Origin of the sequence: Pantoea sp. ICBG 985 (assembly GCF_002928365.1) — a bacterium.
GTDB lineage: Bacteria > Pseudomonadota > Gammaproteobacteria > Enterobacterales > Enterobacteriaceae > Pantoea > Pantoea dispersa.
Map to the genome: position 1 here is coordinate 388,203 of NZ_POWM01000004.1, position 22,355 is coordinate 410,557.

Sequence of the window (22,355 nt, forward strand, 5' to 3'; positions counted from 1 at the left end):
CCTGATGATTGATGGTGCCGTAGCCTTAGCGTTTCGCACCGTTATTCAGCCAGAACGGCGGTTGACGGATCGCCAGATTGACCAGCTGAATCAGACCGCGCTCCTGTTTTTCACGAATGGCGTGCTGCAACTCCTGCCAGCCCGCCAGCCACTGGCTGACTTCTTCAGCCGGATACGCCCCCGCCAGCAGATGCACCGCCAGCAACTGGCGGTTCAGGCGCGTAGCTTTGTCCTGAAATTCATTGAACAGCTGCACGTCGACGAAGGTTTCACGCAGATCCGCGCCGATGCGCCCCAGCATGATGTCGCTGAAGCGTTTAAACGAGCCCTGCAGCTTACTTTTGTTCTTCTCGTCCAGCCACGGCTGCCACTGCGACTCCACCAGCCAGTGAGTAAGTGCTAACTGGGCTTCAACCGAGGCAGGTGAGAAGCAGACGGTTTCCGCGCTGACCTCGCTGTCCGCCAGCAGCTCTTCCAGCCGGGTCAGCTTCTGACGCAGTTCGCTGTTGGCCTTGCGCGGCACCAGCGTGCCAAACAGGGAAAACGCCTGACGCAGCGTTTCCAGCGCTTCAATTACCCGTGCCCGGGCGTCTTCGTTACCGCGCAGCCAGACCTCTTCATGGTACTGCCAGTGGCCGAGCGCCGCGCTCATGGCGTGAACCATGCCCTGCTCCACCGTGGCTTTAGGGGCAATTTTCTGCAGCGGCAACGCGCGCAATGGTCGCGGCGCGTTGCCCTGCGCCAGCTGATAACCGCGTGCCGCTTTGCTCAGGCTGCCGAGGCGCAGGCCGCCCGTGGCGATCAGCGCACTGGCGAAGGTCAGCATATCGCTGCGCGCTCCACGCTTAAGCTCCAGCTCCACTTCATACAGCGGCTCGCTCAGCTCCCCTGCGGCAACGCTGCCGCAATCGAACGCTACTTCAATTTCGCTGTCGCCAACGCTCACCAGCCAGGTTTCACGCTGGAAATGGGTGCTGAACAGCGGCTGCAAACGCGACTGAAGCGCGGCAATATCGGTCCCCTGCGGCCAGATCTCTGCCGGCAGGCGGGCAATGTCCAGCTGCGGCTCGCTGAGGTTGACATTGTACTCCGGACGCTGATGCAGACCGCCCAGCGTTTTGCCAGCGGTTTTCAGCGTCATTTCATAGCGCTGATCCACGCCGCGAATCCGCAGGCCCATATCCCAGCGGCGCAGCTGGTTGTCATCGGTTTCGTAATAGATGTTGGTCAGCTCACGCGCGGCGTGGTGCTGATGTGGCCAGGCGGCAAGCGTCTGCGCCAGTTTTTCGGCGGCTTGCGGGGTGGCAATGAACTTTAATTCGATTTCGATGGTCATAATTTTTTATTCAATACGCTGCTGGCACTTACGAGTTTAATCTGGCGAAGAGTAATGCACCGCAAGCCTGCTGTCTCTGCTTTCTTGTGCTTTTACGACCCTTTTCGCACCGCATTGAGACCAGGATAGTTCTCATTCAGATTTATGCGAAGCGACTCCAGACTGTGCCGGTAAATTTACGCCCATCATGAAAAAACGATATCGAATGAAAAAAATCACACTTGCCGCCCTCTCTTTGCTGGCTTTCAGCGCCATCGCACCGGCTCACGCGGCCGATGAAAAACGTTACATCTCCGACGAATTATCCACCTGGGTACGCAGCGGCCCTGGCGATCAGTATCGCCTGGTTGGCAAGCTGAATGCCGGGGAGGAAGTCACGCTGCTGCAAACTAATAATGACTCGCAGTACGCGCAAATCCGCGATGCAGAAGGCAAAACTAACTGGATCCCGCTGTCGCAGCTCAGTGCCTCTCCCAGCCTGCGCACCCGCGTGCCGCAGCTGGAGCAGCAGGTTAAAGAGCTGACCGACAAACTGGCGAACATTGATAACAGCTGGAATCAGCGTACGTCAGAGATGCAGAACAAGGTGGCCAACAGCGACGGCACCATCAACGGCCTGAAAGAAGAAAACCAGAAGCTGCGCAACGAGCTGATTGTGGCGCAGAAGAAGGTCAGCGCCGCTAACGTTCAGCTGGATGACAAACAGCGCACCATCATCATGCAGTGGTTTATGTATGGCGGCGGCGTGCTCGGCGTCGGTCTGCTGCTCGGTCTGCTGCTGCCGCACATGGTGCCGCGCCGCAAGAAAAACGATCGCTGGATGAATTAAAGCCGCCACGCCATTTGTGGTTTGCCTGGAGGGGATCGTAAGATGCCCCTTTTGGCATGCCCGCTTTTTCGCCAAAGTATGCAACAATAACGTAACAAGCGTGCGCGGCACGCAAAAGTGGATTGCCTCTGGAGTGGTTGAGTGAAGACGTTTCTGGTCGGTGGCGCAGTGCGTGATGCCTTACTGCGTTTGCCGGTAAAAGATAGAGATTGGGTGGTGGTGGGCGCAACGCCTGACAGCATGCTGGCGCAGGGCTATCAGCAGGTGGGCCGGGATTTTCCGGTTTTTTTACATCCTGAAAGCCGCGAAGAGTATGCGCTGGCGCGCACCGAGCGCAAAAGCGGCAACGGTTATACCGGCTTCGTGACCCAGTTCGCGCCGGACGTGACGCTGGAGCAGGATTTACAGCGTCGCGATCTGACCATCAATGCCATCGCGCAGGCCGCTGACGGCACGCTGATCGACCCTTATCACGGCCAGCAGGATTTGCAGCAGCGCACCCTGCGTCACGTGTCGGCAGCTTTTAATGAAGATCCGCTGCGCGTGCTGCGCGTGGCGCGTTTTGCTGCCCGTTTCGCCCACCTCAATTTCCGCGTGGCACCTGAAACCCAGGCGCTGATGCGCGAGATGGCGCACAGCGGTGAACTGGCGCACCTCACCGCAGAGCGGGTATGGAAAGAGACGGAAAAAGCGCTGCTGACGCGCAATCCACAGGTCTATTTCCAGCTGCTGCGCGACTGCGATGCATTGCAGGTGCTGTTCCCGGAAATCGACAACCTGTACGGCATTCCGGCCCCCGTTAAGTGGCATCCAGAGATCGATACCGGTGTCCACGCGCTGATGACGCTGACCATGGCCGCAGCGCTCTCCGACCAGCTTGACGTGCGTTTCGCCACGCTGTTCCACGATGTGGGTAAAGCGCTGACGCCGCCAGAGAAGTGGCCGAGCCATCATGGTCACGGCCCGGCCGGTGTACCGATTGTTGAAGCGCTGTGCCAGCGACTGCGCGTGCCGAACCAGGTGCGCGATCTGGCCCTGGTGGTGACGGAGTTTCACGATGTGGTGCACACCATTGAACGCCAGCCGGCTGACGCGCTGGTGGCGCTGTTTGACCGCATCGACGCCTGGCGCAAGCCCGATCGCGTGGAAAAGATGGCACTGACCAGCGAAGCCGATGCACGCGGGCGTACGACGCTGGAGAGCATGGCTTATCCGCAGGGCGATTATCTGCGGCGCGCGTTTGCGCTGGCGCAGGCAGTGCCCACCAAAGCGGTGGTCGAGGCCGGTTTCACAGGCGCGGCGGTGCGGGAAGAGCTGACGCGTCGGCGCGTGCTGGCGTTGCAGGAAGGGTTAATCGACGCGCGGCCAGCGTAACCGGCCGCGCCTCGCGCATTACATAAAGATGGCGTAAACCGCTGCCGCGACGATAAAGCGGTAGATGGCAAACGACACAAACGAGATACGTTTGATCAGCTCAAGGAACACTTTGATCGCCAGCAGCGCGACAATAAAGGCGGTCACGAAGCCCACGGCAAACATCGGGAAATCCTGCATCGTCAGGAAGCCCATGCTCTTGTAGAGATCGAGTCCGGTAGCACCGATCATCATCGGTACCGCGAGGATGAAGGAAAACTCGGACGCCGCATAGCGGCTGACGCCCATCAGCATACCGCCGGAGATGGTGGCGCCGGAACGCGAGAAGCCCGGCCACAGCGCCAGACACTGGAAGCAGCCAATCATAAACGCCTGGCGATAGGTGATGTCATCAATGCCCACCGCTTTCGGCTGCTTTGGCTTAAGATATTCCGCTGCCAGCAGCAGCACGCCGCCCACCACCAGCGCGTACATCACGTTGATCGGGTTAAACAGGGTTTTAATCTGGTCATGCAGCACCAGGCCAATCACCACCGCCGGCACCATACCCAGCAGAATGTGAATCAGCGTCAGTTTTCCGCTGCCGACGCCTTCGTGGCGCTCCTGGCCGAAGTGAATGCCGATCAGGCCAAACAGCCGGCGCCAGAACATCACGACTACGGCGAGGATGGAGCCCAGCTGGATCACTACTTCAAAGGTTTCCGCCTTCTCACCCTCGAACCCCAGCAAATGGCCAACAATAATCATGTGGCCTGTGGATGAGACCGGCAGGAACTCCGTAAGGCCTTCCACAACCCCCAGGATTGCAGCTACCCATAGCTGATGAATGTCTGCCATCAAATTTTACCCTCTATCCGTTTTAAACAGTAAAAAGGCGGTCGCGCACCGCTACCGCCTGAAATTATGCCTGCACCTTGCTGAAGGAAACCTTAAGGATTTCGGTCACTTCCCCTTCATCAGCGCAGCGGCCTCCACTGAGACACACCATAATTTGGTTTGGTTTCATTGTGATGGCAATCACGCAGGATTTATTTAGGAATAGTCCCGCGCTCAATTCTCACGCCCACGCTCGCCGCCTGGGCGACAGCCCCCGGTTTACCTACCTTCACGCGCACACCGGGCGTTTTGAAACGATTCATCAACAGATCGGCGATTTCTTCTGCCACCCGTTCGACCAGCGCAAAACGCTGCCCCTGCAGATGACTGAGGATCGCTTCGGTGACATCGGCGTAGCTCAGACAGTGGTTCACATCGTCGCTCACCGCCGCCTGACGGTTGTCCCACGCCATTTCGACATCGAGCACCAGCTTCTGCTGCATGCCCTGTTCCCAGTCGTAAACGCCAATAGTGGTGAACACGGTGAGTTGTTCTATAAATACGATATCCATGATGTCACTCTCTGTTTTTGGCTTAGCCGGATACCACTTCCGGCGGATTATGCGTATTATCCACGCTTATCGAGAACAAAACGACCCAAAAGGAACGGTACGAAGCTATGAGTGCTATCGCGCTTGGTATGATTATTTTCGCGTATCTTTGCGGCTCGATTTCCAGTGCGATCCTGGTTTGTAAACTCGCTGGTTTACCCGATCCCCGCAGCGCAGGCTCTGGCAATCCAGGCGCCACCAACGTGTTACGTATTGGCGGTAAAGCCGCCGCTGCCGCGGTACTGATTTTCGACGTGGCAAAGGGAATGGTGCCGGTGTGGATCGCCTGGTGGCTGCACGTCACGCCGATGTATCTTGGCCTCACGGCCATCGCCGCCTGCCTCGGCCACATCTATCCGGTGTTTTTCCGCTTTCGCGGCGGCAAAGGTGTGGCCACCGCGTTTGGGGCCATCGCGCCGATTGGCTGGGACCTGACCGGCCTGATGACCGGCACCTGGCTACTGACGGTGCTGCTCAGCGGTTACTCATCGCTGGGCGCGATCGTCAGCGCGTTAATTGCCCCGTTTTATGTCTGGTGGTTTAAGCCGCAGTTCACCTTTCCGGTGTCGATGCTGTCATGCCTGATTTTGCTGCGCCATCACGACAATATTCAGCGCCTGTGGCGCGGTCAGGAAAACCGCGTGTGGAAGCGTAAAAAGAAGAAATAAAAAAACCGGCGCGCAGCCGGTTTTTTATCATCAGATGGCCGGTAATTCCGCCAGCGGCCAGCGTGGCCGCACGCTGACGCCCAGCTCACCGCGCGTGCCGCCTTTCAGCCGCACCATGCCGGCATAGGCAATCATCGCGCCGTTGTCGGTGCAGAACTCCGGACGGGCATAAAACACCTCGCCGCCGCGCGCGCTCATCATGGTTGCCATGCGTTCACGCAGCGTGCGGTTGGCGCTCACGCCGCCGGCAATCACCAGGCGTTTGAAGCCGGTCTGCTCCAGCGCACGCTTGCATTTGATCATCAGCGTGTCTACTACCGCATCTTCAAAGGCGCGGGCGATATCGGCGCGCGCCTGTTCGTCACCGTCATGTTCGCGAATGGTATTCGCCGCGAAGGTTTTCAGGCCGGAGAAGCTGAAGTCCAGCCCCGGACGATCGGTCATCGGACGCGGGAACTTAAAGCGATCCGGCGTGCCCTGCTGTGCCATGCGCGACAGCATCGGGCCGCCCGGATAATCCAGCCCCAGCAGCTTGGCGGTTTTATCGAACGCTTCCCCGGCGGCATCGTCAATCGATTCACCCAGCAGCGTATATTCACCAATGCCGGTGACGCTGATCAGCTGCGTGTGGCCGCCGGAGACCAGCAGTGCCACGAACGGGAATGCCGGTGGGTTGTCTTCCAGCATCGGCGCCAGCAGATGGCCTTCCATGTGATGCACCGGCACCGCCGGCACGTTCCAGGCGAACGCCAGCGCACGGCCAATGGTGGCGCCAACCAGCAGTGCACCGACCAGGCCGGGACCGGCGGTGTACGCCACGGCGTCAATCTCTCTGGCCTGTAAGCCCGCCTGTTTCAGCGCGGCCTGGATCAGCGGCACGGTTTTCCGCACGTGATCGCGCGAGGCCAGTTCCGGCACCACGCCGCCGTAATCGGCATGTAATTTTACCTGGCTATATAATTGATTCGCCAGCAGACCGGACGCATCGTCATAAATCGCGATGCCGGTTTCATCGCAGGACGTTTCAATACCCAGAACTCGCATAGCTTTATCACCCTCTTCTTGCGGCGCGCAGTGTAGCACAGGCCGGCTGACGCCTGCCCCCTTCCGCACGCGAAAAAGTGTTTTTCTGTCGCGCAAAGAGTGCGCTATACTCCACGGCCTGAAAAAACCGGCAGCCGCACAGGCAAACGCTCCTGTTGGTTCTAAATTGTCCATGGTGCTTTACAAGCCAGCCGCGCCTGGAGTAAAATGCTGCACCATTTTGAAAAGTGCTGGCGCCGCAGTCAGCAGCAAAAACCGAATTTTATCGAGGTGAGAGTTACATGCCGGTAATTAAAGTACGTGAAAACGAGCCATTCGACGTAGCACTGCGTCGCTTCAAGCGTTCCTGCGAGAAAGCAGGCGTTCTGGCTGAAGTTCGTCGTCGTGAGTTCTATGAAAAACCAACGACTGAACGTAAGCGCGCTAAAGCGTCTGCTGTTAAGCGTCACGCCAAGAAACTGGCTCGCGAAAACGCACGCCGCACTCGTCTGTACTAATTTCTTTCGGAAGTTCGCTTCCGCCGCGTGTTAAACGCAGACAGAGTCAAGTAAGAGGCCGTGCTTTCCGAAAGGAAGCGCGGCTTGTTGCCGTTTATGAGCTGAAAAACCGGGGCTTATGGCTGGACGAATTCCACGCGTATTTATCAATGATTTACTTGCCCGCACGGACATCGTGGATCTTATCGATGCCCGCGTTAAGCTGAAAAAGCAGGGTAAGAACTATCACGCGTGCTGTCCTTTCCATAACGAAAAAACCCCCTCTTTCACCGTAAGCGGCGAAAAGCAGTTCTACTACTGCTTTGGTTGTGGTGCCAAAGGCAACGCCATCGACTTCCTGATGAATCACGATCGTCTGGATTTCGTCGAAAGCGTAGAGGAGCTTGCCACGCAGCACGGCTTAGAAGTGCCGTACGAAGCGGGCAATGGTCCGAGCCCGATGGAGCGCCATCAGCGCCAGAGCCTGTATCAGCTGCTGGAAGGTTTAGACAGCTTTTATCAGCAGAGCCTGCGCAATCCGCAGGCGAAATCAGCACAACAGTATCTCGCTACACGCGGTCTGAGCCAGCAGGTGATCGATCACTTTGCCATTGGCTATGCGCCAGCCGGCTGGGACAACGTGCTGAAGCGTTTCGGTCAGCAGAAAGAAGATCGTGAATCGCTGATGGAAGCGGGCATGCTGGTCAGCAATGACAGCGGCCGCACCTACGATCGTTTCCGCGATCGCGTGATGTTTCCGATTCGCGACAAGCGTGGACGCGTGATTGGTTTTGGGGGCCGCGTGCTGGGCAACGATACGCCCAAGTACCTGAACTCACCGGAAACACCGATTTTCCATAAAGGCCGCCAGCTGTACGGCCTGTATGAAGCGCAAAAAAATCATCCGCAACCGGCGCGTCTGCTGGTGGTGGAAGGCTATATGGACGTGGTTGCGCTGGCGCAGTTCGGCATTGATTATGCTGTCGCCTCGCTGGGCACCTCGACCACAGCGGAACATATCCAGCTTTTGTTCCGCTCGACCGATAACGTGATCTGCTGCTACGACGGCGACCGCGCCGGTCGTGAAGCTGCATGGCGTGCGCTGGAAACCGCATTGCCTTACATGAATGACGGTCGTCAGCTACGCTTTATGTTTTTGCCCGACGGTGAAGACCCGGATACCCTGGTGCGTAAAGAGGGCAAAGCAGCGTTCGAAGCGCGGATGGAGCAGGCCATGCCGCTCTCCACGTTTCTGTTCGACAGCCTGATGCCGCAGGTGGATCTGAGTACGCGCGACGGCCGTACCAAGTTGGCGACGCTGGCGCTGCCGCTGATTAGCCAGATTCCGGGTGAAACGCTGCGGATTTATATGCGTCAGACGCTGGGTAATAAACTCGGCATTCTGGACGATAACCAGTTAGACAAGCTGATGCCGAAGCAGGCGGAAAGCGGTACCGCGCCGGTGGCGCCGCCGATGAAACGCACCACCATGCGCGTGCTGATTGCGTTGCTGGTGCAGAATCCGCAATTTGCCGCCATCGTGCCTGCCCTGGACGGGCTGGAGCAGTCTAAATTAGCGGGATTGCCACTGTTTGTGGAGTTAGTCCGCCGTTGTACTGAGAATCCTGGCCTGACCACCGGACAGCTACTAGAGTTATATCGCGGGACAGAATTTAGCCAGCCCCTTGAAACACTGGCCACCTGGAACCACATGATCGTAGATGACGAAGCGGAAGAAGTGTTCCAGGACTCGCTGGCAAGCATCTATGATGCTGCGCTGGAGCAGCGCCTCGAAGCACTGATTGCGCGCGACCGGACTGAAGGCCTGAGTGCCGCCGAACGCCGTGAATTCTGGGCATTAAGCCAGGCATTAGCCAAAAAATAAGATTTTACCGGGTCAGAATGATGAAGGCTGATAACGCCACCGTTCTTGCCTGATGTTTCTGGTTTATGGACGCTGTAAGCGAAACCGGAAGCAATGCATACGTACCAGAGGCGTTAACGTCGCTGTCAGTTTCAAGGCTGCCAGCGCGCAGCAACCGGAGCGTACTGGCGTACGTAAGGATTGCAGGCACTGCCAGCATTGAAAATGGCAAGTGAGTTAGCGCCGGACAGAATATTAAGCGGCTTAAGTGCCGATTTACGATGGGCCAAAGCCCTGGCCGCGTTGAAGGCAGCGGCAAAAATACAACGCCTTCACTGTTATAGTTGGCTCGCTGCCGACCGACACCAATCTAATTAACAGAAGTGTGGATACCGTCTTATGGAGCAAAACCCGCAGTCACAGCTTAAGCTGCTTGTCACCCGTGGTAAGGAGCAGGGCTATCTGACCTATGCTGAGGTCAATGACCATCTGCCGGAAGATATCGTCGACTCCGATCAGATCGAAGACATCATCCAAATGATCAACGATATGGGTATTCAGGTGGTGGAAGAAGCCCCGGATGCCGATGATCTGATGCTGAATGAAAACAGCACCGATACTGACGAAGATGCCGCGGAAGCTGCCGCTCAGGTATTATCCAGCGTTGAATCTGAAATTGGCCGTACCACCGACCCGGTACGCATGTACATGCGTGAAATGGGTACCGTTGAACTGCTGACGCGCGAAGGCGAAATCGACATCGCCAAGCGTATCGAAGACGGTATCAACCAGGTGCAATGCTCTGTCGCCGAATACCCGGAAGCAATCACCTACCTGCTCGATCAGTACGATCGCGTTGAAGCGGGCGAGTCACGCCTGTCTGACCTGATCACCGGTTTCGTCGATCCGAACGCCGAGGAAGATCTGGCGCCAACCGCGACCCACGTTGGTTCTGAGCTGTCAGAAGAAGACCGCGACGACGACGAAGAGGAAGACGAAGAGAGCGACGACGACAGCTCCGACGACGATAACTCTATCGATCCGGAACTGGCGCGCGAGAAGTTTAACGACCTGCGTACGCAGTACGAAACCACGCGCAACGTGATCAAAGCCAAAGGCCGCAGCCATGCGGACGCCGTGGCCGAGATTAATAATCTCTCTGAAGTGTTCAAACAGTTCCGTCTGGTACCGAAGCAGTTCGATTACCTGGTGAACAACATGCGTGAAATGATGGAGCGCGTGCGTACGCAAGAGCGCCTGATCATGAAGCTGTGTGTTGAACTGTGCAAAATGCCGAAGAAAAACTTCATCACCCTGTTTACCGGTAATGAAACCAGTGAGAGCTGGTTCAAAGCGGCACTGGCCATGAACAAACCGTGGTCAGAAAAACTGCAGGAAGTGGAAGAAGATGTCATGCGTTCGCTGCAGAAACTGCTGCAGATTGAAGAAGAGACCGGCCTGACCATTGAGCAGGTGAAAGACATCAACCGTCGTATGTCGATCGGCGAAGCCAAAGCGCGTCGTGCGAAGAAAGAGATGGTTGAGGCTAACCTGCGTCTGGTGATCTCCATCGCCAAGAAGTACACCAACCGTGGCCTGCAGTTCCTCGATCTGATTCAGGAAGGCAACATCGGTCTGATGAAAGCGGTGGATAAGTTTGAATATCGCCGTGGCTATAAGTTCTCAACTTACGCCACCTGGTGGATCCGTCAGGCTATCACCCGTTCCATCGCCGACCAGGCGCGTACCATCCGTATTCCGGTGCATATGATTGAGACCATTAACAAACTCAACCGTATTTCGCGCCAGATGCTGCAGGAGATGGGCCGCGAGCCAACGCCGGAAGAGCTGGCTGAGCGCATGCTGATGCCGGAAGATAAAATCCGTAAGGTGCTGAAAATCGCTAAAGAGCCGATCTCCATGGAGACGCCGATTGGTGATGATGAAGATTCGCATCTGGGCGACTTTATCGAAGACACCACGCTGGAGCTGCCGCTGGATTCCGCGACCTCGGAAAGCCTGCGTTCTGCCACCCACGACGTGCTGGCTGGCCTGACCGCGCGTGAAGCCAAAGTCCTGCGTATGCGTTTCGGTATCGATATGAATACCGACCACACGCTGGAAGAGGTGGGCAAACAGTTTGACGTAACGCGTGAGCGTATCCGTCAGATTGAAGCCAAAGCGCTGCGTAAACTGCGCCACCCGAGCCGCTCGGAAGTGCTGCGTAGCTTCCTCGACGATTAATCGTCCTGGTCAGTAAAAACCCCGGCTAGCCGGGGTTTTTTATTGTCTTCAGTATGGCGTCAGCCCTTTCTCCTGCATCACGCTGCGCGCCTTGTCGCTCTGCAGGTATTTCACGAACTTCGCCGCGGCCTGCTGCTGCTGGCTGCTGCGCGTGATGACCGCACCGTACAGCGTATCCTGCTGTGCCGCCGGCGGAATCAGTCCCACGATAGTAATGCCTTTCACCGCCTTCAGCTCGCTGTTCTGCTGGAAGCCCAGCTCGGCTTTGCCCTGCGCGACCGCCTCACCCACCGGCGTGGCCGGAATCACAGTAATCTTCGCCGCCGTTTTCGGGCCCAGCTGCAGCTTATCCAGCATCTTGCTCTGAATATATTTGCCGCTGGCGCTGTCAGACACGGCGATACTTGAGGCGGAGGTCAGCACCTGTTTGAACTTCGCGACGGTACTGATATCCGGCGGCGTGGTGCCCTGCTTCACCGCCATGGCAATGTACGAGTGCGCCAGCACCTGATGGCTGGCGCTATCCACCCATTTGGCCTGCTCCAGCGGCTTGATGGCGTAATCCACCATCACCAGCACGTCGGCGCTTTCATGGCGTTTGAGGCGATTCGGAATCGCCTGCGGCGTGTCACCCATCGACGGCGCCGCTTCCAGCTCAATGCTGTCACCGCTCTGCTGCTGATAATCCTGCTTCAGGCTTTCAATTACCGGGTACATACCACCGGAACTGAATACCTTCAGCGTTGCGGCCTGGACGCCCGGTTGCGCCGCCAGCAGCAGTGCCGCCAGAACCATGGTGCGTTGCTTCATCTCCCTGCTCCTTTTTTTGCGTGGAGCATCCGGTTTAGCCAGAAACAAAACGATGAACAACGTTATTACCTGATGAAACAGAGCCAGCTCACGCCTTATTCTGTAACCAATCATGAAGCTGGCGATAAGCGGCGACCATCTCCTCCAGCGAAGCGCGGTTTAATCCGCTGGGATTGGGCAGTACCCATAAACGGGTTTCGCCCAGCAGCTGCGGCTGCTCGCCCCATGCCACGTTGCGCTGACGAAACGCCTTCTGAAACGCATCCTTACCCAGCACGGCCAGCGTGCGCGGCTGAAAGCGCAGCACCTTTTCCTGCAGACGCGCACCGCCGTCGCGCAGCTCCGCGCCCGCCAGCTCGCTGGCCAGAATGGTGGGGCGCTCTACCAGCATGGTGATGCCGCAGCCGGTCTCCAGCAGCCGCTGTTCCTGCTCCGGCAGCAGCTGTTCGCGGGTAAATCCGGCCTGATGAATCACCTTCCAGAAGCGGTTGCCGGGATGCGCAAAGTGAAAGCCGGTATGCGCCGAGGATTTGCCCGGATTGATGCCGCAAAACAGCACCTGCAAATCGGGTGCGATGATGTCGCGGATGTCGTGATCGCTCATGCTGTCACCAGCCCGGCGCGCAGTTTGACTGCCTGACGCGTCACCTCCAGCATCTGGCGCGCTTCCGCTTCATCGGTGCAGGCGCGCGCCAGCGCCAGCGCACCGACCATTTCGGCCTGCATGCTGCTGGCGATGCTCTCCGCCTGCGCATGTCCCAGCTGCTGCAGCGCCTGTACCAGCTGACGCCGCACCGCTTCGCGCTTCGCCGAAAACAGCGCCCGCGCATCCGGCGGTAAATGCGCCACTTCGCTGACCAGCGCCGGTATCGGACAGCCCTCGCCCGGCGCGCCACAATGCTGGTCCGACAGATAGCGATCGATCCACTGGTTCAGCCGTTCAGCCGGATCCTCTATCGCCAGCACGGCGGCAAAACGCTGCGCCGAGTCGGCAAACATCTCGCTAATCACCGCTTCGACCAGCGCTTCACGCGAGGCAAAATGCGCATAAAACCCGCCGTGCGTCAGGCCGACGCGCTTCATCAGCGCTGCCACGCCAATGCCTTCGGTGCCGCATTCGCGCATCACCACCGCCGCTTCCTCCAGAATGCGCTGCCGCGTACGCGCCTTATGGCTTAGCTTTTCCATCGGTTGTTACCCTGCTCATCGTTAATGGCAATCAGTTTAATTATTACGATCGTCATATTCCAGCTTGACCATGGATATGATGGTCGTCATATTACCAACACACCAATATGACGACCATCATATAGAGGGCTTTTCCATGTCACACCAACTGGCTTTAATCACCGGCGCCTCCAGCGGTATCGGCGCAACTTTCGCTAAACAGCTGGCTGCACGCGGCAATGATCTGATTCTGGTGGCGCGCGATGCTGCACGTCTGAGCGCACTGGCGCAATCGCTGCGTGAGGCGCACGGCGTGGAAGTCAGCGTGCTGGCTGCGGATCTGACGCGCCATGAGGATCTGGCGCGTATTGATAGCGAGCTGCGGAACAATACGCGTATTACCACGCTGATCAACAATGCGGGCATGACGGTGGAAGGCGAGTTTATTGATGCCAGCATCGACCAGACGCAAACCATGCTGGCACTGAACGTGGTGGCGCTGACGCAGCTCTCTCACACGGCCGCGCAGGTTTTCCGCAGCCGCAACGCGGGCACTATCGTAAATGTGGCGTCGGTACTGGCGCTGGTCAACGAACAGGCAAACGGGGCCTATAATGCGACGAAAGCTTTTGTGCTCTCGCTGACGCGTAACATGCAGCGCGAGCTGGCAGGCCATAACGTACGCGTGCAGGCGCTGCTGCCGGGCCTGACGCGCACCGAAATCTTTCAGCGCACCGGGCGCTCGGTGGATGACCTGCCGGCAGAGATGGTGATGGAGGTCGATGACTTAGTCGCCGCCGCGCTGCGCGGTCTGGATGAAGGTGAAGCGATCACCATTCCTTCGGTAGAAGATATGGGCCTGTGGCAAAGCTTTGAGCAGGCGCGCGGCGCCATCCTGCCGTTTATCTCGCTGAATAAGCCTGCCTCTCGCTATCGCTGAACCTGCGCATCCGGAGACAAGGCAGCAGCAAGCCTTGTCTCAAAAACGCGACAGCAGTGGGCGCTAATTGCCCGCTTCTGCCAGGGTTCGGGGATTTTTTGCTGTGAGATCAAGGACTCAGTGATTGCGGGAATTTTCACCAACCGATTGAGCAACGCTGGATCGCCCCACCGAGATACTTTATAATCCCCGCTCCGCTGGCCCCTTAGCTCAGTGGTTAGAGCAGGCGACTCATAATCGCTTGGTCGCTGGTTCAAACCCAGCAGGGGCCACCAAATTTAGTGATAAAAATCATTCAGTTAAGCAACCTTCCGAGGTGGCTTTTTTGTTTTCATCTCCACAAGTGTCGCAAAAGTGTCGCGCTAGGTTTTACATGTGCTCGACCGGTCTAATTGAGTTTGTTCGCTCCAATAAGTTTTCAGATAGCTTTAGAGCTAAACTCGTAAGTCCGAACTAGTGCGCCCTGTATTTTTTTAATGCCATTTTCATAATGATGATTTACAGTGGATTGTCATTACTCTGTGATGTTGGTGTATTGAATTTGCAAGACAAACTCAGTGGTTTAACTCTATTTACAACAATAATTCCGCTTTCAAAACTGTAAGTTGTAGTTTTTATTATAATCAAATAAGGAAATAAAAAATGAACAGACAGCAAAGAGATCAGGTCCTACAACAACTAGACAGTTTTGATGAAACTAACTTTAAAGAATTAGTTGCTGACCTTTATAAGGATAGTGGGAATTTAAATGAAATAGCGTTAGGTGACATCCCCCTAAATGATTACATTACTTTAGTTCTAAAAATATATGATCATTTCAAGCAAGAAATGGAGAATTCAAATTACATTACTCTTCCCTTTAATTATTCTTATGGGGGGGAATTAGGTAACGGTAATTTGCAAAGTGACTTAGCGAATTTAGCATCATATATTTCAAATAAAAACTTTACTAGCACATTGCCATTCTTAATGCGCTTAGCTCATTATCAGAGACAAAATGGTTTCTGGGAGTTCAATACAAGAAGATTGTTCAAAAAAAATGAAAGAAGAATTTCCCAAGATAATGATTTGCTCGATGCTAAAAGGTTAATAATTGAAAAAAGAGCAGATGAACTTGATTTACTTGTTGCTAAAGTAGCAGAAATTGAAATTAACGTTTCAAACTTCCTCGAAGAAAGCAGTTCAAGAGTTAAAATGCTTGAATCATCTCTCCAAAATATTATAAGTCAAAATGACAATATAAATAATATGTTTACTAATGCCTCCAGTGTAGTTGAAAAAATAAACTCACAACTTTCATTAGGCGAAAGTAAAAGAAAAGATCTGGATACTCTGCATGATGAATCTAAGAAAGAACTTTCAGAAATAAAAGTCAACCTGTCAAAATTTAAAGAAGAAATCCTTGAAAACCAAAATACATTCAATAAATTAGAGCAATCTTTTGACGAAAAACTCACCTTTGTTGAAGAGAAGCACTCCTACTTCGATGAAAGAAATAGTTATTTAGATGACTTAATCGGCAGGGAAGTAGGCGCATCTCTTTTTGAAACATTCAAACAACGAAAGATTGAGCTATCACCGTCTGTAACTTTTTGGAAGTGGGCAGTCCCGGCTTTGGCTACTTTATGTTTAGTTTGGGTTTTTCTTCTATTCCATTGGAGTGCTTCCCAGGAAATGGATTATAAATTATTAATTATTAATTCTCTTAAAGCACTCCCCGCAATTGGCCTTTTGCTTTTTGGAATCGCACAGTATGGCAAAGAGCGAAACTTCCAGGAGGAGTATGCCTTTAAATCTGCCGTTGCTTTAACACTAAATTCTTATGCAGACCAACTTTTGGTTTCTGAAAATAAAGATGCTCTTATCCTTGCTTCTGTATCATCAATTTATAAATCTCCAATTCATCAGTCTAAAATTAAGATCGAAGATGGTAAAAGTGCTATCGATTCATTATCAGATCTGATATCCAAGATTAAGGAGATAAAGCCGAAGGAAAAGGATTGAAATAGATAAGGGAGTGGTTTCAACCACTCCTTTATTTGAAGGGCAAAGCTATTATTTAAATATATTGAACTCAAATTTAAATACATTTTCACGAAATTCTTTCGCTTCCCAACGTAAGTAGGCTACTTGCCACGCGCCACCTCCATTATCAAATGTGTTATCTGCAATAGGAACTCAATGAAGTTTCCCACTCTCAACTCTCTTGAATCTTACATCCCAGTAATCGCCGCGTGGCCACAGTACATATCTGTAATGTGGTCCCCAGCTGTCATTCCAGATCGCGTCATAGGTCAGCTTTTCACCCCGTTCCATGAAGATAAAAAGTGCGCTGTTAAGTGAGTACCTCACATTTTGTAGCCCTCTGCAAATTCTAATACTGTATATAATTACAGCATTTTGGGTTTCATACTTTTCAGTTTCGATTTGTCCCCCTGACTAGCTCGCAAGCCTTGCCCTGACTGGTTTTACATGCCGCCCGTTTTCACCAACTGAGATCCAAGCGAGATCCAGCCGCATGACATAATTCACAAAATATCTTTATTTTTTAAGTGGTTGCCATTTTCGTTAGATCCTCAATCGATCCCCAAAACTGAAAAACACTGAAATTCTTTTCACTGTTTTCAGTTGGCGAACTCCGGCAGAAAGCCAGCAGCGGCGCGGGCTGGCGTGGCGGTTTGTAGAAAACTGAAACTGAAAAATTTTCCTGATGCAAAACTCGCAGGCGGGTGCGGTGTAGCGCCGATTTTGTCTGCGAAGCATTTATTTTGCCGGGGCTGTGGCGCAGCCAGCGCCACGCTGTGCTTACGATCTCTTTGCGGTATGGTCGTGCAATGGATGCGCCTGAGCGTGGCGCTGCGTGCGCCCTGTGCGGTCTGGTGAAGGGCAATAAAAAACCCGCTGCGGTAGCGGGTTCGGGATGGCGGCTTACTGGCCGATAACAGGGGAATATTTGGTATTAAGCGCGGCGGCCTGCTGTCCGCTCTGGGCAATGGCGGCGCTGTTTGTCGGCTGTCCGGTGTCCGGGTGCGTATGGCTGGCCAGTTGATTAGCAAGCTGCTCAACAAGCGCCACGGTATCGAGCATCAGCTGGGCTACGTTGATTTGTGCCGACCCAATCCACACCACCGGCGCGATAATCTCCTGACGCGTTCCAGCTATGCTCTGGCGCAACTGGCCAATCTTTTCTGTCAGCGCCTGACCGACGGTGATCGCCGCGGTGCCGGTGATATCGGTCTCTGCACTACCGCCCACTGTAATCAGCTGATCGCCCTGCGCGGCCATGCTGTAACTGCCGGTCGTGACCTGCTGAACGGCACCGGCCATCAGCGAAGCCGTACCGAGCACCGTCGTCTTATCCGTCGCTTTGATGGTCGTTGTGCGGCTGACCAGCTCGCGGGTTTCGCTGTCGGCTTTGACCTCGCGCGCCATTGAGGTTTCACGGATAGCCTGATCGGTTTTACGCTCCCAGTCGCCGGCCTGCGTAACGCGCTGTGACACTTCCTCGCGCTGCTGTTGCAGCTGCTCGCCGGGCTTCACGTCCGGCAGGCTGGTCCCTTCCGGCATGGTCTGACGCACAAACGGCTTGTCCGGCCGGCCGCCGGTAAAACCGACTTCAACCAGCGTTCCCTCTGGCGGAAACTGAAACATCCCCGAATCGTTACCGGCCATCGGCACCGGCAGCGGCACCGCCGGATAAACCGGCGTGCTGCCGTCTGGCTTACCGTCCGCGTCCAGCAGCTGCACATCTACGGCGTAACGCGGCCTGAACGGGTCGGCAAAGTTACCGCTGCTGACCGCTTCACTGGATGCCACCACCCGCGCCATCTTTGGCAGGTGCAGGCCGCTGGCCATTTCCGGATACTGGCTTTCAATCTGGCGCTGCAGCGATGTTTTCTGTAATGGCTGGCCGGTAGTGCGATTTCGCGGCGTCCAGGTGATTGTCATGGTGTCGCCGGCCAGCTGGACTTTCGTCACGCGCTGGCCGTTCAGCTCGACGCCCGGTCGCATAGACTGAATCACCGGGATCGTCATTGAGTTGCCGCCGGCAGCGCCCAGACTGAACTCCGGCGGGATATCAACCGGCCTGCCCGCAAACAGCGACTTTCCAGCCCCGCCGACATACATGCCGCCATCAGGCAGCTGATACCAGACGTAATCACTGATGCCGAACGCGCGCCCGAGGTTTCCCAACAGCTGGAACCCGGTGCCGCTGTGCGTAAAGTGCGGGATCGGCTTATCGCTATAATCCGCTGCCGGCACGCTGAAGGTAAGCCCGCTGTTTTCTTCCAGCCAGGCGGTAATCTGGCGCAGCGTCGGATGCTGAAAAGAGCACGGCCAGCTGCGGTCAAACACCCCGGACAGCTCCCGCACAAAAAGTCGCTGATATCCGGTTTCAGCGGGCTGCGATCGCTCAACGTAGCCGGTAAACCAGCGCAGCACGCGGTCAGCGTAGCCGGTATCGATGCGGACCATTTTGCCGGTGTAATCGGTCTGGGTCCGGGCGGTGATAAAGCCCCGGCCACAGCTGTTAAGCTCCAGCACAAGGCTGGCATCAGCCAGGTGGATTTCATCGGTTGAGAGGTAAAGGCGCGTTACAGGTTTCATCGCTATTCCAGTGCGTCGTTAACAGGTTTAAGCACGCGGCGCTCAAACCACGTCATTTGTTCGTCGCTTTCGGCAGCTGCTCCGCTGCCGTTCCCGGTCTGTTTCGTGGCCGTGGCTTTGCCGCTGGCGCGCGCCTCGCGCTTCTCCTGCACGCTGACGTGCTCGGTCAGCGTGAACGTAATCAGCCAGGCCATTTTTCCTTCCTGCTGCGGGGCGTCAACGTTGCCGGTAAACGTCGCTTCGCGGAAGCTCACCGCGCGCGCCACCTCGTGCGCAACGCGGTATTTCAGGCGCTGCCCTTTTGCATCGGTCGCCGATGCCAGCTCAAAGATGCGCTTCAGCACGGCGATTTCACTGAACCCGATTTCACCGCTGATGCGCAGCTCCTTCCCCTTGATGCCCTGTTCCGCTTTGGCCGTCGAACTGGTCTGCCCGGACTGGTCCTTGTCCTGAAACGCCATTGAGAGCGTGGCCCGCATGTTCTTTAGCGGGATGCCCTCGCCGTTAAGCGCCAGCGTCGGATTCGATTTCATGGATCATCCCCCTGATTCCTTCAAGATTGTCGCCAACCAGCATCATTGCCGCCGTATACACGGCAGACGGCTGCGGAATGTCTTTCACCAGCTGCGTCAGCGTGGTGACCACATCACCGCTGCCGGTAAAGACCCACGCGCGCGCGCTTTTGCCCTGCAGATCGGCAAGCCCCTCCGCGACCTCAGCCAGCAGCGAATTACGCAGTTCGCCAAACGCGGCCAGCTGCGCTTTCAGCGCCTCCATTCCTGCGCCAGCGCCTGATTCACTCTGCGCCTGCTTCACCGCTGCCGCTGCCAGTGCGACCCGGCTCGTAGGCACGGAAAGCGGCACGGATGGCGGCAGGCTGACGCCGCGCGCGGGGATTTGCATTTTCTCCGTGGCCAGCGCGGCGGCGGACTGCGCCAGCCGCCTTGCCTGCACAAAAGCCGGCGCGGGAAACACATCGGCCAGCTGGTTCAGGGCAGACATAAAAAGGGTATGCGACTCGCTGGCCACCATGAAAACAGCCACCTCAGCCGTGCCGCCAATGCCGGCGAGTTTTCCGGCCAGATATTCCGCCGCGTTGACCGGGCTGAGATACGCGCCGTTATCCGTCTGCTGCCCCAGACCGTACACCCACGGATGCGCGGGGATAACGCTGCAGCTCAGTGACGCCACCGAATCCGTAAATGCCAGTCGCGCTTCACGCCACACCTTCAGGCACCTCCGGCCAGACGATAGCGGCAGGCGCATCGCAGTTGATATTCAGCAGGTCAACGCGGTAATTCCGGCAGGCCAGCAGCAGCGCGTTTTGCTCGTCGCTCGCCCGGCCCAGTTCAGCCGCATCGCTGAGTGAATCAATCACCAGGGTAATTGCCTGCAAACGGGCCTGCCTTTCCTGCTTCGCCGCTGCCACAAGCTGCGCCTGCGTCAGCTCCACGCGGCTGATTTTCCCTTTTGAAAACTTCCAGCTGCCGTCAACGTCCAGCCCGGCAGGCTGAGACGACGCCTTTAATTCGCGGACGCTTAGACCCTCCGGCATGATGGTAGACACGTCCAGCGAGAACTGACGGATCAGGCCGTTTTCATCAATGGCAATTTTCAGCGTGTCGGCGCTGAATTTTTTCTGGCTCTCGTACCAGTCGGTCCCGTTCTCATCCCGGAGAAAAATCACCGGCATCCCTGTCATGCTGAATACGTCAGCAGCCAGCGCGGCGTTTTCAGTGCCCGCGTCGCTCATAGCTTCTGGCGTGTAACGTTTTAAATTATTCAGTACCTGCATCATGCGACCCCTACGTTGTACCAGTTGCCATTCACTAAAATCTGCGGGTAGCGATACCGCACCGCCGTCCAGTTCCCCTTCTGCTGAATAGCCACAACCACCGTGCCATCGGGTGCAACTGCGTAGGCGTTATCATTGTTGCCGTTGTTGGCCTCGCCCAGCCCGGCCAGCCTGAAGCTCTGCACACGGTTTACCTGACCGTCATTCGCCTTGTTCCAGGCGTCGTTAGCGCGGTTTTGCACGCCCGCAATAAAATCACCCAGCCAGCCGCCCCATTTGTTACCCCAGACGTTGCCGTCAGAAACGAGCCTGGCGCCTGCGGTTCCAACATTCAGCTGACCGCGAACAGATGCATTGCCGCCAAACTCAACCGACCCGTCTGTATAGCTGACCCTGATAGGGCGCAGATCGTTAAACGTGCCGTAAGGGTCGTTATCTTTGGTAAACAGCAGATACCAGTTAGCGCCATCAAAACGCGTGAATGCGCCTCGGTTGCTGTAAGCGATACGGAAACCATTCACCGCCTGCGTCTGAACCTCGCCCAGACTGCGAAAGGTCAGGTCGCAGTAAGCCATCGCTGAACTCTTATCCCAGCGGAAAACACGCGTATTTTTTGCGTAGACATCCAGCACCCCATCACCCGCATAAACCAGCCCCGTATCCGCGCCGCCGACGTTGACTGTAGCCATGTTCGGATCGGCAAAGACGCCCGATGGCGCTGCGGAGATGGAAAGCGTGTGCACGATTTTTACCGCGCCGCTGACGGTGCCACCGTCTTTTTTGCTCAGGTACAAATCATCCGTGTCCTTGCGGCTCAGCACCTTCAGATTATCCCGCGCCCGCGCCTGCGCTTCCTCACCGCGTGCGGCGATTTCGGCCAGATCGGCATCGATACGCAGAAAGGATTTCGCCCCCACCTGGTCGGCCAGAGAGCCTTTCGGGCGCAGGTCGGTGATCGCACCGTCCGCATCGATGCTGGCCAGCGCAAACACGTAGTGCTTTACGCCGTTCTGCTCATAGCCGGCATGGTCAGCGGCCACGGTGATTTTGCTGTGTACGCCCCAGACGCTGGCAAGCGTCCCGGTCCAGCACACGTCAAGCCAGACCTTTACGGGCTTAGCGCTGACGCTGATATCCTGATTTGCATCCAGCTGCGCGCGCAGCCCGGCCACGTATCCCGCGCCACGGGTGACGAAATACTGCGACCCGGTTTTAGCAACCAGCCAGCCATCACCGAAAAACGCCCCTGCGCCGTAGATATCCACGTTTTCAAGCCGCTGGCGCTCGTCCATCGCCGCCATGCGCGCGGTGAAATCAATCTGCCACGTCTCCGCTGGCGTGGTGATGCCGGTTTCCTGCTGTGCGCCGCTGTATTCCATGAGAAATGAGCGGGTCAGCACGTTGCCCTGCTGGCCGTCTTTGGTTTTAAGCTTCTGCTGTGCCGGCGCGTGTACGATCATGGCCAGCACGCCGCTGGCTTTATTAACGAGGCCAATCCAGTTAAACGAGAAGTCGCCCACGTCCGCGCCCAGCACCACTGAATGCACAACGGCATTTTCGTTAACCACGCCCTTACGCGTGATCGCCTGACGGTGAACAATCTGCGCATCCGGCGGGATGCCCTCGCTGCGGTCAACCGGCTTTGACGGATCGAGGCCCGGCACGCTGGCGAAAATGAATTCATCCAGCAGCACCGGCTCACCGGATTCCCCCTGGCGGGCTTTCCACTCTTCAAACGCTTTGGTAATCGCTGTCTGTGACATAATTTTTCCC

At 56.0% G+C, this 22,355-nt stretch carries 20 protein-coding genes and 1 tRNA gene; 9 read left to right on the top strand and 12 right to left on the bottom strand.

Annotation, left to right across the window (positions count from 1 at the left end; all coding sequences use genetic code 11):
* Positions 1-25: 25 nt before the first annotated feature.
* Positions 26-1,336 carry an inorganic triphosphatase gene (locus C1Y42_RS14335; protein ID WP_104093800.1) on the bottom strand — a complete coding sequence of 437 codons (1,311 nt, stop codon included), beginning with the start codon at positions 1,334-1,336 and terminating at the stop codon, positions 26-28.
* Between the two features lie 205 nt (positions 1,337-1,541).
* Between C1Y42_RS14335 and C1Y42_RS14340 the strand changes: the two genes are divergently transcribed.
* Positions 1,542-2,165 carry a TIGR04211 family SH3 domain-containing protein gene (locus C1Y42_RS14340; RefSeq protein ID WP_010618709.1) on the top strand — a complete coding sequence of 208 codons (624 nt, stop codon included), beginning with the start codon at positions 1,542-1,544 and terminating at the stop codon, positions 2,163-2,165.
* A 141-nt stretch (positions 2,166-2,306) separates the two neighbouring features.
* Positions 2,307-3,539 carry a multifunctional CCA addition/repair protein gene (locus C1Y42_RS14345; protein ID WP_021509623.1) on the top strand — a complete coding sequence of 411 codons (1,233 nt, stop codon included), beginning with the start codon at positions 2,307-2,309 and terminating at the stop codon, positions 3,537-3,539.
* Between the two features lie 18 nt (positions 3,540-3,557).
* Here C1Y42_RS14345 and bacA read toward each other — a convergent pair whose 3' ends face one another.
* Positions 3,558-4,376 (bottom strand): undecaprenyl-diphosphate phosphatase, encoded by an 819-nt coding sequence (gene bacA, locus C1Y42_RS14350; RefSeq protein WP_031280132.1) that lies wholly within the window; start codon positions 4,374-4,376, stop codon positions 3,558-3,560.
* A gap of 191 nt (positions 4,377-4,567) precedes the next feature.
* Positions 4,568-4,927 (bottom strand): bifunctional dihydroneopterin aldolase/7,8-dihydroneopterin epimerase, encoded by a 360-nt coding sequence (gene folB / locus C1Y42_RS14360; protein ID WP_021509625.1) that lies wholly within the window; start codon positions 4,925-4,927, stop codon positions 4,568-4,570.
* A 107-nt stretch (positions 4,928-5,034) separates the two neighbouring features.
* Between folB and plsY the strand changes: the two genes are divergently transcribed.
* A complete protein-coding gene (gene plsY / locus C1Y42_RS14365) occupies positions 5,035-5,634 on the top strand; it encodes a glycerol-3-phosphate 1-O-acyltransferase PlsY (protein ID WP_021509626.1) in 600 nt (199 codons plus the stop codon).
* Between the two features lie 30 nt (positions 5,635-5,664).
* Here plsY and tsaD read toward each other — a convergent pair whose 3' ends face one another.
* Complete coding sequence (gene tsaD, locus C1Y42_RS14370; protein WP_104093888.1) at positions 5,665-6,678, bottom strand: tRNA (adenosine(37)-N6)-threonylcarbamoyltransferase complex transferase subunit TsaD; 1,014 nt, start codon at positions 6,676-6,678, stop codon at positions 5,665-5,667.
* A gap of 281 nt (positions 6,679-6,959) precedes the next feature.
* On the opposite strand from tsaD, the gene rpsU reads away from it, so the two are divergent.
* The 3 genes from rpsU to rpoD all read left to right on the top strand — a co-directional run bounded on the left by rpsU (position 6,960) and on the right by rpoD (position 11,262).
* On the top strand, positions 6,960-7,175 hold the full coding sequence (rpsU, locus tag C1Y42_RS14375; protein WP_001144069.1) for a 30S ribosomal protein S21: 216 nt from the start codon (positions 6,960-6,962) through the stop codon (positions 7,173-7,175).
* Between the two features lie 118 nt (positions 7,176-7,293).
* Positions 7,294-9,039, top strand: a complete 1,746-nt coding sequence (dnaG, locus tag C1Y42_RS14380) for a DNA primase (protein WP_021509629.1) — start codon at positions 7,294-7,296, stop codon at positions 9,037-9,039.
* A gap of 378 nt (positions 9,040-9,417) precedes the next feature.
* Positions 9,418-11,262, top strand: coding sequence for an RNA polymerase sigma factor RpoD (gene rpoD / locus C1Y42_RS14385; protein WP_058759769.1), 1,845 nt, complete (start codon positions 9,418-9,420; stop codon positions 11,260-11,262).
* A gap of 48 nt (positions 11,263-11,310) precedes the next feature.
* On the opposite strand, the gene C1Y42_RS14390 is transcribed toward rpoD, so the two are convergent.
* The 3 genes from C1Y42_RS14390 to C1Y42_RS14400 form a co-directional block, all read right to left on the bottom strand.
* The gene (locus C1Y42_RS14390) at positions 11,311-12,072 is read right to left on the bottom strand and encodes a substrate-binding domain-containing protein (protein WP_058759768.1); all 762 of its coding nucleotides are present in this window, start codon (positions 12,070-12,072) and stop codon (positions 11,311-11,313) included.
* 88 nt (positions 12,073-12,160) lie between these two features.
* The gene (gene mug, locus C1Y42_RS14395) at positions 12,161-12,676 is read right to left on the bottom strand and encodes a G/U mismatch-specific DNA glycosylase (RefSeq protein WP_104093803.1); all 516 of its coding nucleotides are present in this window, start codon (positions 12,674-12,676) and stop codon (positions 12,161-12,163) included.
* Positions 12,673-13,260 carry a TetR/AcrR family transcriptional regulator gene (locus C1Y42_RS14400; protein WP_021509633.1) on the bottom strand — a complete coding sequence of 196 codons (588 nt, stop codon included), beginning with the start codon at positions 13,258-13,260 and terminating at the stop codon, positions 12,673-12,675. The genes mug and C1Y42_RS14400 overlap by 4 nt, the downstream gene beginning before the upstream one ends.
* 136 nt (positions 13,261-13,396) lie before the next feature.
* On the opposite strand from C1Y42_RS14400, the gene C1Y42_RS14405 reads away from it, so the two are divergent.
* The 3 genes from C1Y42_RS14405 to C1Y42_RS14415 all read left to right on the top strand — a co-directional run bounded on the left by C1Y42_RS14405 (position 13,397) and on the right by C1Y42_RS14415 (position 16,183).
* Entirely contained in the window at positions 13,397-14,179 is a 783-nt protein-coding gene (locus C1Y42_RS14405) for an SDR family oxidoreductase (RefSeq protein ID WP_104093804.1), read from the top strand.
* A gap of 199 nt (positions 14,180-14,378) precedes the next feature.
* Positions 14,379-14,454 (top strand) — tRNA-Ile (locus C1Y42_RS14410).
* Between the two features lie 367 nt (positions 14,455-14,821).
* Complete coding sequence (locus C1Y42_RS14415; protein ID WP_104093805.1) at positions 14,822-16,183, top strand: hypothetical protein; 1,362 nt, start codon at positions 14,822-14,824, stop codon at positions 16,181-16,183.
* Between the two features lie 924 nt (positions 16,184-17,107).
* On the opposite strand, the gene C1Y42_RS14425 is transcribed toward C1Y42_RS14415, so the two are convergent.
* From C1Y42_RS14425 to C1Y42_RS14445, 5 genes are read right to left on the bottom strand one after another with little or no spacing between them, the layout of a single operon-like run.
* The gene (locus C1Y42_RS14425; RefSeq protein ID WP_104093806.1) at positions 17,108-18,787 is read right to left on the bottom strand and encodes a hypothetical protein; all 1,680 of its coding nucleotides are present in this window, start codon (positions 18,785-18,787) and stop codon (positions 17,108-17,110) included.
* A 2-nt stretch (positions 18,788-18,789) separates the two neighbouring features.
* Positions 18,790-19,320 (bottom strand): hypothetical protein, encoded by a 531-nt coding sequence (locus C1Y42_RS14430; RefSeq protein ID WP_104093807.1) that lies wholly within the window; start codon positions 19,318-19,320, stop codon positions 18,790-18,792.
* Positions 19,292-20,014 (bottom strand): hypothetical protein, encoded by a 723-nt coding sequence (locus C1Y42_RS14435; protein ID WP_104093808.1) that lies wholly within the window; start codon positions 20,012-20,014, stop codon positions 19,292-19,294. The genes C1Y42_RS14430 and C1Y42_RS14435 overlap by 29 nt, the downstream gene beginning before the upstream one ends.
* Complete coding sequence (locus C1Y42_RS14440) at positions 20,004-20,585, bottom strand: tail fiber assembly protein (protein ID WP_104093809.1); 582 nt, start codon at positions 20,583-20,585, stop codon at positions 20,004-20,006. Before C1Y42_RS14440 ends, C1Y42_RS14435 begins: the two co-directional genes overlap by 11 nt.
* Positions 20,582-22,345 (bottom strand): phage tail protein, encoded by a 1,764-nt coding sequence (locus tag C1Y42_RS14445; RefSeq protein ID WP_104093810.1) that lies wholly within the window; start codon positions 22,343-22,345, stop codon positions 20,582-20,584. The genes C1Y42_RS14440 and C1Y42_RS14445 overlap by 4 nt, the downstream gene beginning before the upstream one ends.
* Positions 22,346-22,355 lie beyond the last annotated feature (10 nt).

What these genes read in the sequence shown, in the direction of transcription:
- C1Y42_RS14335 (WP_104093800.1), bottom strand. Translation starts at nt 1,336, where the DNA reads ATGACCATCGAAATCGAATTAAAGTTCATTGCCACCCCGCAAGCCGCC.
- C1Y42_RS14340 (WP_010618709.1), top strand. Translation starts at nt 1,542, where the DNA reads ATGAAAAAAATCACACTTGCCGCCCTCTCTTTGCTGGCTTTCAGCGCC.
- bacA (WP_031280132.1), bottom strand. Translation starts at nt 4,376, where the DNA reads ATGGCAGACATTCATCAGCTATGGGTAGCTGCAATCCTGGGGGTTGTG.
- folB (WP_021509625.1), bottom strand. Translation starts at nt 4,927, where the DNA reads ATGGATATCGTATTTATAGAACAACTCACCGTGTTCACCACTATTGGC.
- plsY (WP_021509626.1), top strand. Translation starts at nt 5,035, where the DNA reads ATGAGTGCTATCGCGCTTGGTATGATTATTTTCGCGTATCTTTGCGGC.
- tsaD (WP_104093888.1), bottom strand. Translation starts at nt 6,678, where the DNA reads ATGCGAGTTCTGGGTATTGAAACGTCCTGCGATGAAACCGGCATCGCG.
- rpsU (WP_001144069.1), top strand. Translation starts at nt 6,960, where the DNA reads ATGCCGGTAATTAAAGTACGTGAAAACGAGCCATTCGACGTAGCACTG.
- dnaG (WP_021509629.1), top strand. Translation starts at nt 7,294, where the DNA reads ATGGCTGGACGAATTCCACGCGTATTTATCAATGATTTACTTGCCCGC.
- rpoD (WP_058759769.1), top strand. Translation starts at nt 9,418, where the DNA reads ATGGAGCAAAACCCGCAGTCACAGCTTAAGCTGCTTGTCACCCGTGGT.
- C1Y42_RS14390 (WP_058759768.1), bottom strand. Translation starts at nt 12,072, where the DNA reads ATGAAGCAACGCACCATGGTTCTGGCGGCACTGCTGCTGGCGGCGCAA.
- mug (WP_104093803.1), bottom strand. Translation starts at nt 12,676, where the DNA reads ATGAGCGATCACGACATCCGCGACATCATCGCACCCGATTTGCAGGTG.
- C1Y42_RS14400 (WP_021509633.1), bottom strand. Translation starts at nt 13,260, where the DNA reads ATGGAAAAGCTAAGCCATAAGGCGCGTACGCGGCAGCGCATTCTGGAG.
- C1Y42_RS14405 (WP_104093804.1), top strand. Translation starts at nt 13,397, where the DNA reads ATGTCACACCAACTGGCTTTAATCACCGGCGCCTCCAGCGGTATCGGC.
- C1Y42_RS14415 (WP_104093805.1), top strand. Translation starts at nt 14,822, where the DNA reads ATGAACAGACAGCAAAGAGATCAGGTCCTACAACAACTAGACAGTTTT.
- C1Y42_RS14425 (WP_104093806.1), bottom strand. Translation starts at nt 18,787, where the DNA reads ATGAAACCTGTAACGCGCCTTTACCTCTCAACCGATGAAATCCACCTG.
- C1Y42_RS14430 (WP_104093807.1), bottom strand. Translation starts at nt 19,320, where the DNA reads ATGAAATCGAATCCGACGCTGGCGCTTAACGGCGAGGGCATCCCGCTA.
- C1Y42_RS14440 (WP_104093809.1), bottom strand. Translation starts at nt 20,585, where the DNA reads ATGATGCAGGTACTGAATAATTTAAAACGTTACACGCCAGAAGCTATG.
- C1Y42_RS14445 (WP_104093810.1), bottom strand. Translation starts at nt 22,345, where the DNA reads ATGTCACAGACAGCGATTACCAAAGCGTTTGAAGAGTGGAAAGCCCGC.